General features: G+C 51.9%; 11 protein-coding genes. 5 read left to right on the top strand and 6 right to left on the bottom strand.

The features are described from left to right. Nucleotides 1-406: 406 nt before the first annotated feature. Both ACMGGR_RS13690 and ACMGGR_RS13685 read left to right on the top strand, forming a co-directional pair. The gene (locus ACMGGR_RS13690) at nt 407-2,119 is read left to right on the top strand and encodes a ShlB/FhaC/HecB family hemolysin secretion/activation protein (protein WP_414147111.1); all 1,713 of its coding nucleotides are present in this window, start codon (nt 407-409) and stop codon (nt 2,117-2,119) included. A 392-nt stretch (nt 2,120-2,511) separates the two neighbouring features. Further along, nucleotides 2,512-6,102, top strand: a complete 3,591-nt coding sequence (locus ACMGGR_RS13685) for a filamentous hemagglutinin N-terminal domain-containing protein (protein WP_414147110.1) — start codon at nt 2,512-2,514, stop codon at nt 6,100-6,102. A gap of 107 nt (nt 6,103-6,209) precedes the next feature. On the opposite strand, the gene ssuB is transcribed toward ACMGGR_RS13685, so the two are convergent. Genes ssuB through ssuE form a run of 5 tightly spaced genes read right to left on the bottom strand, consistent with a single transcriptional unit; the run spans nt 6,210 to nt 10,469 of the window. Then, the gene (ssuB, locus tag ACMGGR_RS13680; protein ID WP_246760562.1) at nt 6,210-6,998 is read right to left on the bottom strand and encodes an aliphatic sulfonates ABC transporter ATP-binding protein; all 789 of its coding nucleotides are present in this window, start codon (nt 6,996-6,998) and stop codon (nt 6,210-6,212) included. After that, nucleotides 6,995-7,786, bottom strand: a complete 792-nt coding sequence (ssuC, locus tag ACMGGR_RS13675; protein WP_246760563.1) for an aliphatic sulfonate ABC transporter permease SsuC — start codon at nt 7,784-7,786, stop codon at nt 6,995-6,997. Before ssuC ends, ssuB begins: the two co-directional genes overlap by 4 nt. Nucleotides 7,787-7,793: 7 nt before the next feature. After that, nucleotides 7,794-8,939 (bottom strand): FMNH2-dependent alkanesulfonate monooxygenase, encoded by a 1,146-nt coding sequence (gene ssuD, locus ACMGGR_RS13670; protein WP_414147109.1) that lies wholly within the window; start codon nt 8,937-8,939, stop codon nt 7,794-7,796. After that, nucleotides 8,936-9,907 (bottom strand): sulfonate ABC transporter substrate-binding protein, encoded by a 972-nt coding sequence (locus ACMGGR_RS13665; protein WP_414147108.1) that lies wholly within the window; start codon nt 9,905-9,907, stop codon nt 8,936-8,938. Before ACMGGR_RS13665 ends, ssuD begins: the two co-directional genes overlap by 4 nt. 10 nt (nt 9,908-9,917) lie before the next feature. Then, entirely contained in the window at nt 9,918-10,469 is a 552-nt protein-coding gene (gene ssuE / locus ACMGGR_RS13660) for an NADPH-dependent FMN reductase (RefSeq protein ID WP_246760566.1), read from the bottom strand. Nucleotides 10,470-10,831: 362 nt separating this feature from the next. Between ssuE and pyrD the strand changes: the two genes are divergently transcribed. Together pyrD and ACMGGR_RS13650 are read left to right on the top strand one after the other, a co-directional pair. Continuing rightward, a complete protein-coding gene (gene pyrD / locus ACMGGR_RS13655) occupies nt 10,832-11,839 on the top strand; it encodes a quinone-dependent dihydroorotate dehydrogenase (RefSeq protein ID WP_246760567.1) in 1,008 nt (335 codons plus the stop codon). 148 nt (nt 11,840-11,987) lie between these two features. After that, nucleotides 11,988-12,530 carry a cell division protein ZapC gene (locus tag ACMGGR_RS13650; RefSeq protein WP_246760568.1) on the top strand — a complete coding sequence of 181 codons (543 nt, stop codon included), beginning with the start codon at nt 11,988-11,990 and terminating at the stop codon, nt 12,528-12,530. Here the strand turns inward: ACMGGR_RS13650 and ACMGGR_RS13645 are convergent. Beyond that, on the bottom strand, nt 12,527-13,642 hold the full coding sequence (locus ACMGGR_RS13645; protein WP_246760569.1) for a YcbX family protein: 1,116 nt from the start codon (nt 13,640-13,642) through the stop codon (nt 12,527-12,529). The genes ACMGGR_RS13650 and ACMGGR_RS13645 overlap by 4 nt on opposite strands. 134 nt (nt 13,643-13,776) lie before the next feature. Here ACMGGR_RS13645 and rlmKL point away from each other — a divergent pair, with 134 nt between their 5' ends. Continuing rightward, nucleotides 13,777-15,885, top strand: a complete 2,109-nt coding sequence (gene rlmKL / locus ACMGGR_RS13640; protein ID WP_414148964.1) for a bifunctional 23S rRNA (guanine(2069)-N(7))-methyltransferase RlmK/23S rRNA (guanine(2445)-N(2))-methyltransferase RlmL — start codon at nt 13,777-13,779, stop codon at nt 15,883-15,885. The last annotated feature ends 4 nt before the right edge of the window (nt 15,886-15,889 follow it).

Genomic DNA, 15,889 nt, shown 5'->3' with positions numbered 1-15,889 from the left:
CAAACAGAATTTATCTTTGATTGTCAGGAATACCGCAACAGCTTCTATTCAAAATTAATGTAAATATAATAAATGCAATAAGACGTTTTTATTATCACTATCTGATTCAATCTTATGACGGTTTAAATTCTCAATAAATATATTTGCATCTGTCACTTAACAGAAAATAAATGTTTTTATAGATATTTTAACTTATCTGGGTGCTATGTGGCGAATATCGGTTTTATTCTGGCTTAAGTTATTATTGTGTACCCGGTTGTAATAATTCTATAACTTTCAAAAAGCTCTAATTCTTTCTTAATTCATTCACAATTTAAAATAATTTCCTTGCCTGGTTGGTTTATTTTTAATAAATTTCACAAATTAAATTCCTTGCGGCTTGAATATCACTAACAGGGATGTTTTTATGTTTTTACGTGCGTCATTCAGTTTTATCATGAGCGTGGGTTCAACGCTTATTTACACAACGGGTTTGCTCTCTTCGGCCTGTTATGCGGCAGAAAGCATCCCTCTGAATAATGGTTCACAGGTGATTTCCCAGCAGCAACAAAGGCAAAAGGCGATGGAAAAGCACTTGAACCCAACGGCAAAGGATGTGCGGCTGCTGCCATCTGTTTCCAGTTCAGGAAAAGTCACTTTTCCCCAGGAGAAAAAATGTTTCCTCATCAAAGAAATTTTTATTGAGGGAAAAGGGAAGCTGCCGTGGGGAGAAACGTTACAAACGCTGGCTAACCAGGCGTCAGGAAAGTGCGTGGGCGGCGAGGGCATCAATCTGTTAGTCAGAGCGCTGCAAAACCGATTAGTGGAGCGCGGCTATATTACCACGCGCGTTATCGTACCGGAGCAGAACCTTAAAAGCGGTACGCTAAAGCTTAAGTTAGTATTAGGGCGTATCGGTAAAGTTAAACTCGATGAAAAAAGCGATCGTTATATTCGCCGTTACAACACCTTGCCGGCCCATGCCGGCAACTTGCTTAATTTACGCGATATTGAGCAAGGTCTGGAAAATCTGCAGCGTTTACCAACCACGCAGGCCGCGATAAAAATTAAGCCCGGTGAACAACCGGGAGAGAGCGACATTAATGTTAACTGGCAACAGCAAAAAATGTGGCGGCTGGGCGTAACGCTGGACGATGCGGGCAATGTCAGTACGGGGCGCTACCAGGGCGCGCTTTCGCTTTCCGTTGATAATCCCTCATCCCTGGGAGACTTACTCTACTTTTCAACTTCCAAAAATTTACATAATAAGAATCATCAACAGAGTAAAAATATTACTGTCCATTATTCAGTGCCTCTGGGTTACTGGACGCTTGGCGCTACTGCCTATCACTATGAATACCTGCAAAGAGTTTCCGGCCTGTATCAGGATTTTCGCTATGGCGGTCAGATAAAAAATGTGGATGTCCAAATCAGCCGCGTTTTGCATCGCGGCCGCAGTCACAAAACCAGTTTTACCTATAACATTCTGGCGCGTGAATCCAGCAACTATATCCAGGATGTCTGGCTACCCGAACAGGCAAGGCGTACCTCTGCATGGCGCCTGGGACTACAGCACCGGCATTATTTAGGGCAGACCACGCTGGACGCGGCGGTCAGCTATCAGCGCGGCACCCGCTGGTTTGGTGCACAGCCTGCGCCGGAAGAAAGATCTGGCTATGCGACCGCGCTTGGTAGAATCGGCACGCTAAGCCTGCAGGTGAATACGCCGTTCCAGCTGATGAACCAGCAGTTTCGCTTTAACACTTCCTATTTTCAGCAATTCAGTAAGACGGCGTTAACTTCACCGGATCAGATTTCAATCGGAAATCGCTATACCGTGCGCGGTTTTGATGGTGAAAGAACGTTAATGGCCAGCGAGGGTTGGTTTCTTCGCAATGATATTGCGTGGCGGACACCGTTACCCAATCAGGAACTCTACTTTGGTTTCGATTACGGCAAAGTCAGCGGTTCTGGCAGCGAATACTTAGCTGGCACCCATCTTGCTGGTGGCCAGTTGGGAATAAGAGGCAACGCTTTTAACGGCAGTTACAATCTGTTTGCCGGGGTACCTTTCTCGAAGCCTGACGCCTTCGCCACCAGCCCGGTCACGCTTGGCTTTACGCTTTCATGGAATTATTAAATCTTTCAGGTTTTAAAATAGCGTAGAAATTATGGCAGGAGCGCTTGATATGTCAGCAACAGAAGAAGGTCATGTGCCCGCGAATTTAGGCAGGGATAAGAAAAACGGTGGAAAAGTTAAGGGTAGATAATCGCAACTGCTTTCTTATTCTTAATGGAAAACGGCAACTTAATTAATCTTCCAGTTATTTTCAATAAATAACTGCACGGATAGCTGAATGAACAGTGCCAGTGATGCAGCTGTGAGTCTGCCGCACAGGTAGCATCACGCCTGTCATAAACGTTGGTATATCCATCGAGTCTGCTTCTTTTCCTTAAAAGAAAATAGCGAGAAGCAGACCAGATGGTTTTAACGACCTGTTTAATACATTAACTTTCAATAAGGACATTATAATGAACAGAAATCTGTATCGACTTATATACAGTAAAGCGCGCGGCATGCTGATTGCGGTGGCGGAATTTACTCGTTCTCAGCGTGCGGGTACAGCAGTATCTTCATCCGGCAAGCGTAGCGCAAAACTCATCTGCAAGCTTAGTTCAATCAGTTTTGGCGTTTTGCTGGCTACGGGCGCGGTGCAGACGGTACAGGCCGCCATCGTCGCCGACGCCAACGTGGCGGCCGGGCTACAGCCGACAATTATTAACAATCCCGGCATGGCTACGCAGGTCGATATTCAGGCACCAAGCGCTGGGGGCGTATCTCGTAACGTTTATAGCCAGTTTGATGTCGATCGCAACGGTGTCATTCTGAATAACTCTCAGCACGGTGCTTTCACTCAGAATGGTGGCATGGTTGCAGGCAATGCTTCACTGGCACAGGGAGCGGCTAAAATTATTCTGAATGAAGTTAACTCCAGTAACCCGAGCCAGCTAAATGGCCTGATTGAAGTTGCAGGTCAAAATGCCCAGGTGGTAATCGCTAACCCATCAGGCATTACCTGCAACGGTTGCGGATTTATTAACGCTAACCGCGCCACGCTAACCACTGGTCAGGCGCAGATAAAAGACGGCGTATTAACGGGATACCGGGTTGAAGGCGGCGAGGTCGTGGTTGAGGGAGAGACTGTATGGAGTAACAATCAGGACTATACCGATATTATCGCCCGCTCGGTCAAAATAAATACTCAAATGTATGCCAACGATCTGAAAATCACTACGGGCCTTAATAATGTAGATGCAACGAATACAAATATTACCCGGCTCGATAATGCCGGGAGTGGTAAAGCACCTGAGCTTTCTCTGGACGTATCCAGCCTTGGCGGTATGTATGCCGGGAAAATTACGCTGGTAGGAACGGAAAAAGGCGTAGGGGTGAGCAATGCAGGCCAGATTATGGCAGGTGACGCTTTAACGGTGCTGAATGAAAATGGCGATATCCGCAATACCCGATATATGCACGGCGGGAAGACGCTGTTTTTGGCCGCAAAAAATGTTCACAATGAGAATATAATATCCTCTGAAAAGGCTATTGAAATCGACAGTAGTGGAGCGGTCACCAACAATGGTCATATTTCTACCTATAGCTTCGAGGATGGTAATAGCGGGATAACCATTAAAGCCGCCAGTCTGGAAAGCCGTGGCGATATTACTACCGGCGAAAGCTGGCAAGAAACGGGCAATATCAATATCGACACTACAGATAAACTGATTGCTACCGGCCATATCAGCGCGGGCGGTGACCTGACTATGCAGGGTAAAACGGTAAATTTGAGTGGAGGCAATACCCAGGCTAATAACATTAAGCTTATCGCCCGCGACGGAATGCTGGACACCAGCAATGCTCGTGTAGAGGCTTCGCGGCAGCTTACCATTGCCAGTAGCAAATTAAATAACAAGCAGGGCATTTTATTCGGGGAAGAAGTAGCTGTTACCACAGGCGATATTGATAATGAATATGGCAGTATTCATGGCAGAAATAACTTTAAGCTGAAAGGAAACCGTATTACTAACACTGGCGGGGCGCTGGTGGCGGGTGATTCACTGGACATCACCGGTAACGAAATAAATAACCAGGCCGGACAAATCTACGCTGAAATGGGGGATGTCAGGCTTAACGTTACCGGAGATGTAGTGAATACTGATGGCGGCCAAATCCGCGCTAACGGCAAGCTGCTTATTACTGCTGGTGGTAGTATCGATAACGCAGGTGAGATAATTAGCGGTGCTCAACTGATGATGACCGCAAAAGATATCAACAATAACAACATGCTATATGCAGGTGACAGTATTGAATTAAACAGTGATGGCGCTGTCACTAACAACGGAATAATTCAGGCCGAAGGTGATGTAAAAATAGCAGCCGCAACGCTGAATAGCAGGGGAACCATCAGTGCCAGAGATCCTATGCGAGGCACGGGTAATATCAATATCAGGACTACCGGCGCTCTTATTGCCACTGGTCAAAACCTGGCAAATGGCAATCTGACTATGCAGGGTCAGACGTTGGATCTGAGCGGCAGCACAACCCAGGCGGCAAATATTACACTGGTGGCCAGCGATACGTTAAATACCAGTCATGCACAAGTCTCTGCCAGACAGCAACTTACTGCTACGGCCCAAAAAATCGATAACAAAGACGGTCTGCTTGAAGCTAAAGTCATCTCTGTCACGGCTGATTCGCTGGACAATCAGGCGGGAAGCATCCTTGCCATCAGCGAGCTGGCGCTAGCCGTTACCGACATCAATAATGAGCAAGGTTACGTTATCGCAGCGGGTAAGGATATTTTCGCTAAAGCTCCCGTACCGGAAGATAAAGCGCCTTCTTTCTCTGAATGGGATACCAATGGCGACGTATACAGGGAAATTACCTCCGTTATTGGCCGGAGATTTTTTCAGGGGAATATGCTTTCGGACATACTTAGCCATCTGTACGGAATACTTGTCAGCGGCGGTGAAATCGACAGTGATGTTATCCAGTCATGGGTTTCTTATGTCAGCGGTGGGCGCCAGCCTGAGCCCTATGAGGCGGCCATTAACACAGTGGTAAAAATCCTTACGGAAAAATGGTCGAGTCAGTCAGTCCCGGACGTCACGCCGCCTGCGAATGAAATCGTTGATGAAGACAAGGGCATAGCTGACGAAATCGTTGATGAAGACAAAGGCATAGTTGACGAAATCGTTGATGAAGACAAAGGCATAGTTGACGAAATCGTTGATGAAGACAAAGGCATAGCTGATGAAATCGTTGACGAAGACAAAGGCATAGCTGACGAAATCGTTGACGAAGACAAAGGCATAGCTGATGAAATCGTTGACGAAGACAAAGGCATAGCTGACGAAATCGTTGACGAAGACAAAGGCATAGCTGATGAAATCGTTGATGAAGATAAAGGCATTGCTGACGATAAAGTGCCTTCCTTCTCCGAATGGGATACCAATGGCGACGTATACAGGGAAATCACTTCCGTTATTGGCCGAAGGTTTTTTCAGGGAAACACGCTTTCGGACATGCTTAGCCACCTGTATGGAATACTTGTCAGCGGCGGTGAAATCGACAGTGATGTGATTCAGTCAATAGTTAACACGGTCAGCGGTGGGCGACCAACCGAAGCGTATGAATCGGCCGTCAACACGGTGGTAAGGGTACTTACGGAAAGATGGTCTGGTCAGTCAGCCCCGGCAGTCCCGGACGTCACGCCGCCTGCTAATGAAATTGTTGGTGAAGACAAAGGCGAATGGTACATCCCGCCAATGGATATTGATGGCCATCAGGCACTTGAGCAGTGGCCACTGTCCGCCCTGACTCTCCAGCAGATTAAAACTGCTATAAGCAGTGGCGATATCAAATGGCAAAACACTTCAAAAGACTTTGTCGCTGACGTCGTTAACTATTTTGCCTGGACCCTGGCAAAAGGCGGCGAGATTAATGAACAGTTAGTGCATGCCATTGCCGCGCAGGTTTGGGGAATGGGCGTAACGGCAGAGAATGACGCTTCAATCGCCAGCATTGCCAATATTGTTACCGCTAACTGGCCTGCTAAATAAGGCCGATAAGCCGCAGCAACAGGGATAATAATGTCCTGACTGATACCGCCCTTTATAACAGGGCGGTATTTTTTTATAGCAAGCACCTGAACCGACAGAGTGTTTTATTAACGCTGCGCGTAACGCTTTTCCGCTTCAACCGGCGAACGCTTCATTACTCTGTCCAGCACTTCCGCTTCCAGCTCTGCCAGCCGTACAGAACCTTTGCGGCGCGGACGTGGCAGATCGACAGTTAAATCCAGGCCGATTTGACCTTCCTCAATCAGCAGTACGCGATCGGCCATAGCAACCGCTTCACTCACGTCATGCGTGACCAGCAATACGGTAAAATGATGTTTTTGCCAGAGTGATTCAATCAGATCCTGCATCTCAATGCGGGTGAGGGCATCCAGCGCGCCTAAAGGTTCATCCAGCAGCAGCAGACCGGGACGATGAATCAGCGCCCGGGCCAGCGCCACACGCTGTTTTTGCCCACCTGAAAGCGCCGCTGGCCATTCTTTGGCGCGATCGGCCAAACCCACCGCTTCTAACGCTTCCAGCGCTGCACTTTTCCAGGCCTTGCCTTTCAGCCCCAGGCCAACGTTATCAATAATGCTTTTCCACGGCAGCAGGCGCGCATCCTGAAACATTAAGCGCGTATCGTCTTTTGCCTCGCTCAGGGGCGCACTGCCAGCCAGCAGCTCACCGGATGTGCTTTTTTCCAGCCCGGCCAGCAGGCGAAGCAGCGTACTTTTACCGCAGCCGCTGCGGCCCACTACGGCAACAAACTGCCCGGAAGGGATATGCAGATCGATACTGTTCAGCACGGTCCGGCCATGATACTGCTTGCTGACGCTATTAATAACCAGAGGCGTCCCGGCATTCAGACGTGCTGGAGAAGACGTTATCTCGCTCATGCGTTTTCCTCTTTCAGTTGATAAGCCGGATGCCAGCGCAGCCAGACGCGTTCCAGTAGCAGCGCGCTGACGTCAGCCAGTTTCCCGAGCAGGGCATAAAGAATAATGGCGACCACCACAATATCGGTCTGTAAAAATTCGCGGGCGTTCATGGCCAGATAGCCGATGCCGGAGTTGGCAGAAATGGTTTCTGCCACAATCAGCGTCAGCCACATTAGTCCCAGCGCAAAACGTACGCCAACCATGATGGAAGGCAGCGCGCCGGGCAGCACCACCTGGATAAACAGGCTCCAGCCAGACAGCCCGTAGCTGCGGGCCATCTCCACCAGACCACGGTCAATATTGCGGATACCGTGATAGGTGTTGAGATAAATTGGAAACAGCGTACCCAGGGCAACCAGAAATATCTTGGCGGATTCATCAATACCGAACCATAAAATCACCAGCGGGATAAGCGCCAGGTGCGGCACGTTGCGCAGCATCTGTACCGAGGTATCCAGCAGACGTTCGCCCAGGCGCGACATGCCGGTAATCAGTCCCAGAATCAGGCCGATGGATCCGCCAATGCTAAAGCCCACCGCCGCGCGCCAGCTGCTAATAGCCAGATGCTGCCAGAGCTCGCCGCTGGCGGAGAGTTTCCAGAAAGTAATCACGATGGCTTCAGGCGAAGGCAGAATGCGGGTAGAAAGCCAGCCCGTTTGCGAAGCGATCTGCCAGACAACGACCAGCGCAATCGGCAACGCCCATGGAATCAGCTGATTCCCGATACGATTAAGCGTTTTACTCATGGCGACCTCAGCTTTGCGAAACTTTTTGTGGAGCGAAGTCGTGAGCTACGGCTTCACCATGCGCCACGATGGCGTTTGGACGAGGAATTTCCGGCACGTTTAAATCAAGGTGTGGAAACAGTAATTCGCCCACGCGATACGCTTCTTCCAGATGCGGATAGCCGGAAAGAATAAAAGTCTCTATCCCCAAATCGGCGTATTCCTGCATTCTGGCTGCAACCGTTTCGCCATCGCCTACCAGTGCGGTACCCGCGCCGCCACGGACCAGGCCTACGCCAGCCCACAGGTTAGGACTGATTTCCAGCTTATCGCGACGACCACCGTGTAAAGCCGCCATACGGTGCTGACCAACAGAATCCGTTTTGGCCAGCGCGGCCTGTGCTTTAGCAATGGTGGCGTCGTCAAGGTGCGAAATCAGCCGCTCGGCAGCTTTCCATGCCTCTTCGTTGGTTTCACGTACGATAACGTGCAGACGGATGCCGAATTTTACCTTGCGCCCCTGTGCCGCCGCCTTTGCCCGTACCTGGTCTATTTTTTCTTTGACCTGAGCAGGCGGTTCTCCCCAGGTCAGATACACATCAACCTGTTCGGCGGCCAGATCCTGTGCCGGCTCGGAGGAGCCGCCAAACCACAGCGGCGGACGCGGCTGCTGCACAGGTTTAAACATCAGGCGAGCGCCGCGAACGTGCACATGCTTGCCTTCATAATCTACCGTTTCGCCTTCCAGCACTCGACGCCAGACGCGGGTGAATTCCGCCGATTCCGCATAACGCTCACGATGATCGAGGAACACGCCATCGCCCGCTAACTCTTCTGCATCACCGCCGGTAACAAGATTAAACAGCGTGCGACCGTTTGACAGGCGATCCAGCGTCGCGGCCTGGCGAGCAGCCTGGGTAGGTGAAATCACACCGGGGCGCAAAGCCACCAGAAAACGCAGGCGCTGCGTTACCGGGATAAGCGAGGCCGCAACCAGCCAGGCATCTTCACAAGAGCGGCCTGTAGGGATAAGAACCCCGCCAAAACCCAGGCGATCGGCGGCCTGCGCGATTTGCTGCAGATAACCATGATCGACCGGACGTGCTCCTTCAGTGGTGCCTAAGTAGTGACCGTCGCCGTGAGTAGGCAGAAACCAAAAAACGGAAAGGCTCATGGTGAAACTCCTTGCGTTGCGGAAGCGTCATGCCAGATACGACTGGCGATATCGACCTTCACCGGCATTAAATGATTGGCATAAAAAAGATCGGCGGTATGCTGTTGGGCCTGTACCGTTTTTTCGCTGACCGGGCCGATAACGGTAGGAGGACGGTGATCAAGATAGCTGGCGATTACCGGCTTCGGCAGGCCAATAGTTTGTGAAAGCAGTTCGATACTCCGGTTGCGATCGCTACGCGTGAGTTCATCCGCCTGGCTAAAAGTGTCCAGGACAGCAGTCACAAAGGGGCCATTAGCCTCGGCAAAAGGTCGCGTTGCCAGATAGAACGAGCCGGTCAGATTCAGCCCGTTACCATCGGCAAGCACCCTGACTCCGCCCTGGAGTAGCGCAGAGGAATAGTAGGGATCCCAGATTGCCCAGGCATCGACATCGCCTTGCTGAAACGCGGCACGAGCATCTGCTGGCGTCAGATAAGCGGGCTGAATATCGCTAAATTTCAGGCCTGCCTTGGTTAAAGCACGCAGCAGTAAATTGTGTGAACTTGAGCCTTTCTGGAAAGCCACCTTATGGCCTTTCAGATCGGCGACGCTCTTAATCGGGCTATTTTTTGCTACCAGAATCACTTCCGACTGCGGTTTTGGTGGTTCAGAACCGACATAAAGCAGATCGGCCCCGGCAGCCTGGGCAAAAATCGGCGGGATATCGCCGGTACTGCCCAAATCGATACTGTTAACGTTTAGCGCTTCCAGCATCTGCGGGCCAGCGGGAAACTCGATCCATTTAATCTGCGTATGTGGAAAACGCTTTTCCAGCAGCTGGTGCGAACGGGCCAGCGCCATACTGACCGATCCCTTTTGATAGCCAATACGAAACGTTTTTGGCGCGGCAGGCTCCTCGGCCAGTACGCTACCGGCCAGAACACCGCTGATAGCCAGCGCGGAAAAAAGACGTAAAAACAGGCTCATTTATTCTTCCTTATACCGCAGCGGCCAGCAGCTGATGGCGGCGCGTCAATGCTTGCCAAAAAGTGTCTACAGATTCTGCGATACGCTCGGCCAGCACGGGCGCAAGTTCAGGCTGGCGATCGTAATGGCTAATCTGGCTGTCGTCGGCAAACACGCCGTGCAGCACTTCCTGCGCTTTCAGGGCGTTCAGTACCGGCTTGAGCGCATAATCGACCGCCAGCATGTGCGCCACGGTGCCGCCGGTTGCCAGAGGTAGAACAACCTTATGTTCCAGCGCGCGCTCTGGTAAAAGATCGAGTAGCGTCTTTAATGCGCCAGAAAAAGAAGCTTTATAAACCGGCGTCGCCACAATTAGCCCGTCAGCGTTTTCAAGATCTTCCTTTAACGCCAGCAGCGCAGGGGAGTCGAAACGGGCATATAACAGATCTTCAGGGTGAAAATTATGCAGATTCCAGGGGATAACCTCGACGCCGCGCTGTTCAAGTGCCTGCTGGCAAAGGGTCAGTAAAGCGGTTGACCGCGAAGGATAGCGAGGACTGCCTGCCAGAGTAATAACGCGCATCATCTCTCCTTATAACCAAAAGTTATTGATTAAAATATTTCCCGAACTGATGGAACTATCCTGACAGAGTGCGTAAGGAGGCTTAAATGATTTATCCGGCATATTTAAGTCATTTTCTGGATAAGTGAGCAGAGGCTAATGGGAAACAGCGAAAAAAGAAGAGGATAAGGGGACGCAATCGTTTTACTTTCCGCGCAAAGGACTTTACCATTTTCCTCCGCGCCTGCAGCGTCACTGCGTCGGCAAAATGCGTCTCTCACGGGAAACTACATAATAAAGGTGAGCAGGCGTACGCCTCAGTGTTGAGGGTTGCTCTGGCAACCAGTCCTTTCCCGATCCGCCTGGATCATTCAGGAGCGAACATGTATAACCTGGCCCGTAAAGCGCTTTTTCAGCTGGATGCTGAACGTGCGCATGAATTTACTCTTCAGCAGCTGCACCGCATAACCGGTACGCCGCTTATCCACCTGGTGCGCCAGACTTTACCCTTTAAGCCTGTTAACTGTATGGGGCTGGTTTTTAAAAATCCGCTGGGCCTTGCGGCAGGGCTGGATAAAAATGGCGAATGTATCGATGCTTTTGGCGCGATGGGGTTTGGCTTTGTCGAAGTGGGTACCGTGACGCCGCGCCCGCAGGCGGGTAATGACAAACCGCGCATGTTCCGCATACGGGAAGCCGAAGGCATTATTAACCGTATGGGTTTCAATAATCTTGGCGTAGACCATTTGGTCAATAATGTTAAGCAATCCCGTTTTGATGGCATACTTGGCATTAATATTGGCAAGAATAAAGATACGCCTGTTGAAACTGGAAAAGACGATTATCTGACCTGTATGGATAAAGTTTATCCTTATGCGGGTTATATTGCGATCAACATCTCATCTCCGAATACGCCGGGCTTGCGTACGCTGCAATACGGTGAAGCATTAGACGATCTTCTGATAGCTATTAAACAAAAGCAGCAGGAGCTGGAAGCGCGCCACCATAAATATGTCCCGGTTGCGGTAAAAATTGCGCCAGATCTGGCGGAAGAAGAGCTAATTCAAATTGCCGATAGCCTGGTGCGTCATAATATTGACGGCGTTATTGCCACCAATACGACGCTGGACCGCTCGCTGGTCAGCGGCCTGAAACACAGTGAAGAAGCGGGCGGCCTCAGCGGGCGTCCCGTGCAGCTACGCAGTACGGAAATCGTTCGTCGCCTGGCGCAGGAACTGCAGGGACGACTGCCGATTATTGGCGTAGGCGGAATCGATTCGCTGGTTGCAGCGAAAGAAAAAATAGCGGCGGGCGCCTCGCTGGTGCAAATATATTCCGGCTTTATTTACAAAGGGCCGCCGTTGATAAAAGAAATTGTTACCCATCTCTGATAAAAACCCGTTATAACGGCGCCAGGGGCTTTATTTTCGCCTCTGGCTCGTTTATATTTTCTCCTGTTTACCCATTTTCAGCCTGATTTGGCCGGATGCATTATTCCCCGGACGATTAATAGCAGGTCTACTTATTACGGGACACTTCATGAGGATTAAACCTGACGACAGCTGGCGCTGGTATTTCGATGACGAACAGGATCGCATGATGTTGGATATGGCCGATGGCATGCTGTTTCGCTCCCGCTTCCCACGTAAAATGTTAACGCCGGATGCCTTTGCCGCAGCCGAATTCTGTGTTGACGATGCCGCCCTGTTTGTTAATTTTGATGAAAACTGCCGCGACTGTGATTTAAATCCGCAGCAGCGTGGCGAACTGGTGCTGAACGCGCTGGTGGCGCTGCGCTTTCTGAAACCGCAGATGCCAAAAAGCTGGCATTTTTCCACGCACCCTCGCCACTGTACGCCGAAAGATGGCGAGCTTGTGGCGGTACGCCTGAGTGAAACCGGCGAAGAGGCTACGCTGCTGGTGGTCGAAGCGGGCGAAAACGCGGCACTCTGCCTGTTAGCCCAGCCGCAGCTGGAGCTGGCGGGCAAAACGATGCAGCTGGGTGATGCGATTAAAGTGATGCACGATCGCCTGCTGCCGGCTATCAGTCAGCACCACTTTACCTTCGCGCGCGCCGTTTAGCGCTCAGCCAGCTGTACGTCGCCATCCGGTATACAGCTGCAGCTTAATAGCGTGCCGTCTTTACGCAGCGCGCCTTTTTTCAGCTCGCGAACCTGGCCAGATAGCAGCCTGACGCGGCAGCTGCCGCAAACCCCGGCACGACAGGAGTAAGGGATGCGGAATCCCTGCTGCTCCAGCTGTTCCAGCACAACCTGCTGGTTATTGCCGCAAAAAGATTCACCCTGCCAGCTAATCGTCAACGGCGCTTCGGCCTGGCTGACTGGCGCAAGGGTTTCCGCCACTTCACCCGCACCGTACAGGCGTGGTGATTGACGGGTAATCACTTCCAGCTCGTCGCCCACGCGCACAATACCGCTGCCCAATGCCACCAGATTCAGGCCAAAATCCACATCTCCACTGCCGTCCGCGGCGGTACGGAACTTTTGCAAAGTAGTAAGCGGCTCGCCGGTCGGATGCTTGCGCCCACGTTCAGGACTGACGGTGGTAAAAATGCAGCGGCTACAGGGTTTAGGGACGTCGAATAAAATCGTGCCTATTTTCACCCTTGACCAGCTGTCTTCTTCCCATGCTGTTGCGCCCGTGACCACCAGGTTAGGGCGAAACTGCTCCAGCCTGACGCCAGCAGGACAACGGCTGCGCAGGTCATGTAGCGACGCTTCGTTAATCAGCAAATAAGGATAGCCGTCGGCAAAACCCAGCGGCACCTGCTCCAGCCGTTTAACGCGGCGCGTCATGTCAGGTCCAACCCAGCGCAGCTGTACCGGCCGTGGGAAAAAGCCGCTGAGCCATTCATTAATTTCTGCAGGCGCAACCAGCGCGGTAAAATGGTTGCCCCAGACTTCCGTAGGCGCCGGGTCGGCGGCAAAATCGGCAAAGCGAACGGTGGCGCTACTGCCATCAGCCGCAGCAAGAAATAATCCTTCAGGCGTTAACGCTGGCGTAAAAAGCACCATTTCCGGATATTGACGAGCGGTAATAAAGGTACCGTCACTATCCGTAAGCATAAAAAAACGATCAAACGCCAGCCCGCTCGCCAGCGCCTGGGCGTGCGAGACCTGCGTGCCGCGCATCGATTTGACCGGGTGAATAAACAGACGAGACAGACTGACCATAGCGCTCTCCGGCAGAAAAGAGGGCGTCAGCGTAAAAAAGACCTGAAAGCGGCTGACGAAAAGAAGCTAACTTTATGACATGCGCCCTGGATTAGCTATAATGCGCAGCAATTTTCCAGATGATAAGTGACGTTATGAATTCTCTGTTTGCCAGTACGGCGCGTGGGCTCGAAGAGCTGTTAAAAAGTGAACTGGAAGCGATGGGGGCAGAAGAGTGCCAGGTCGTCCAGGGCGGCGTACATTACCAGGGGGACGATCGTCTGATGTATCAAAGCCTGATGTGGAGCCGCCTGGCTTCCCGCATCCTGCTGCCGCTGACCGAATGCGGCGTCTACAGCGATTTGGATCTCTACCTGGGCGTGCAGGCTATCGACTGGCCAGCCATGTTTGGCAGCGATAAAACCTTTGCCGTACACTTCAGCGGCCTGAATGAAGTGATCCGCAACAGCCAGTACGGCGCGTTAAAGGTTAAAGATGCCATCGTCGACAGTTTTACCCGTAAAAATCTGCCGCGTCCCGATGTCGATCGCGAGCAGCCGGATATTCGCGTCAACGTCTGGCTGAATAAAGATACCGCCAGCATCGCCTTAGACCTGAGCGGCGAAGGGCTGCACCAGCGTGGCTATCGCCAGCAGACGGGCATGGCTCCGCTGAAGGAAAACCTGGCGGCGGCAATCGTATTGCGCTCCGGCTGGCAGGCAGGAACGCCGATGGTCGATCCTATGTGCGGGTCGGGTACGCTGCTGATCGAAGCGGCCATGATCGCCAGCGATCGCGCGCCGGGCCTGCATCGTACGCACTGGGGCTTTACCGGCTGGAATAAATTTGACGAGGCGCTGTGGCGTGAAGTCACCAGTGAAGCGCAGGTTCGCGCTCGTCGCGGGCTGCAGGAAACGACCTCGCGCTTCTACGGCTATGACAATGACAGCCGCGTTATTGAACGCGCGCGCGCCAACGCCCGTCGTGCGGGCCTGGCCGATGTTATCAGCTTTACCACGCAGGACGTGCTGAAGCTGACCAATCCGCTGGAAGAGGTAACCGGTACCGTATTAAGCAACCCGCCGTACGGCGAGCGTCTGGAAAGTGAACCGGCGCTGATTGCGCTGCACAGCCAGCTGGGGCGCCTGATGAAGCAGCATTTCGGCGGCTGGAACCTGTCGCTATTCAGCGCCTCGCCAGAGCTGCTGAGCTGTCTGCAGCTGCGCGCCGAGCGCCAGTTCAAAGCCAAAAACGGCCCGCTGGACTGCGTGCAGAAAAACTATCAGCTGGCGGTTAACACCACTGGCGTGGCGCAGATTGCGGAAGATTATGCTAACCGCCTGCGTAAGAACCTGAAGAAGCTGGAAAAATGGGCGCGTCAGGAAGGGATTGAATGCTATCGCATGTACGATGCGGATCTGCCGGACTATAACGTTGCGGTCGATCGCTATGGTGAATGGGTAGTAGTACAGGAATATGCGCCGCCGAAAACTATCGATCCGGGCAAGGCTCGCCAGCGTCTGTTTGACGTAATCGCGGCCACGCTGAGCGTGCTGGAACTGCCTGCTAACCGGCTGGTATTGAAAACCCGTGAACGTCAGAAAGGCAAAAGCCAGTATCAGAAGCTGGGTGAAAAGGGCGACTTCTTCGAGGTTTCCGAATTTAATGCGAAGCTGTGGGTAAATCTGACCGACTACCTGGATACCGGCCTGTTCCTGGATCACCGCATCGCGCGCAAAATGCTGGGCCAGATGAGTAAAGGAAAAGACTTCCTTAACCTGTTTGCCTATACCGGTAGCGCCAGCGTGCATGCCGGGCTGGGTGGCGCTAAAAGCACCACGACCGTCGATATGTCGCGTACCTATCTGGAATGGGCGGAGCGCAATCTGCGTTTGAACGGCCTGACCGGACGCCAGCACCGTTTAATGCAGGCCGACTGCCTCAGCTGGCTACGCGATTCTGACGAGCAGTTCGATCTGATCTTTATCGATCCGCCGACCTTCTCCAACTCCAAACGTATGGAAGAGAGCTTCGACGTCCAGCGCGATCATCTGCTGCTGATGAAAGATTTGAAAAGGCTGCTGCGTAAGGGCGGCACCATTATGTTCTCTAACAACAAGCGCGGATTCAAAATGGATCTTGCCGGACTGGCGGAACTGCAGCTCAATGCTCAGGAAATTACCGCAAAAACCCAGTCGCAGGATTTCGCCCGCAACCGTCAAATTCACAACTGCTGGCTGATTACTCACGCCGGTAAGGAATAAGTTT

It is taken from the genome of Erwinia sp. BNK-24-b (genome assembly GCF_047456155.1).
In the GTDB taxonomy this organism is placed as follows: domain Bacteria; phylum Pseudomonadota; class Gammaproteobacteria; order Enterobacterales; family Enterobacteriaceae; genus Erwinia; species Erwinia phyllosphaerae.
Note: the sequence above shows the minus strand (reverse complement) of the source record. Positions and strands in the feature narration are given on the sequence as shown.

Bases quoted from the DNA above. Each gene is read 5' to 3' on its own strand.
- ACMGGR_RS13690 (WP_414147111.1), top strand. From the start codon at position 407: ATGTTTTTACGTGCGTCATTCAGTTTTATCATGAGCGTGGGTTCAACG.
- ssuE (WP_246760566.1), bottom strand. From the start codon at position 10,469: ATGCGCGTTATTACTCTGGCAGGCAGTCCTCGCTATCCTTCGCGGTCA.
- pyrD (WP_246760567.1), top strand. From the start codon at position 10,832: ATGTATAACCTGGCCCGTAAAGCGCTTTTTCAGCTGGATGCTGAACGT.
- ACMGGR_RS13665 (WP_414147108.1), bottom strand. From the start codon at position 9,907: ATGAGCCTGTTTTTACGTCTTTTTTCCGCGCTGGCTATCAGCGGTGTT.
- ACMGGR_RS13685 (WP_414147110.1), top strand. From the start codon at position 2,512: ATGAACAGAAATCTGTATCGACTTATATACAGTAAAGCGCGCGGCATG.
- ssuD (WP_414147109.1), bottom strand. From the start codon at position 8,939: ATGAGCCTTTCCGTTTTTTGGTTTCTGCCTACTCACGGCGACGGTCAC.
- rlmKL (WP_414148964.1), top strand. From the start codon at position 13,777: ATGAATTCTCTGTTTGCCAGTACGGCGCGTGGGCTCGAAGAGCTGTTA.
- ssuB (WP_246760562.1), bottom strand. From the start codon at position 6,998: ATGAGCGAGATAACGTCTTCTCCAGCACGTCTGAATGCCGGGACGCCT.
- ACMGGR_RS13650 (WP_246760568.1), top strand. From the start codon at position 11,988: ATGAGGATTAAACCTGACGACAGCTGGCGCTGGTATTTCGATGACGAA.
- ssuC (WP_246760563.1), bottom strand. From the start codon at position 7,786: ATGAGTAAAACGCTTAATCGTATCGGGAATCAGCTGATTCCATGGGCG.
- ACMGGR_RS13645 (WP_246760569.1), bottom strand. From the start codon at position 13,642: ATGGTCAGTCTGTCTCGTCTGTTTATTCACCCGGTCAAATCGATGCGC.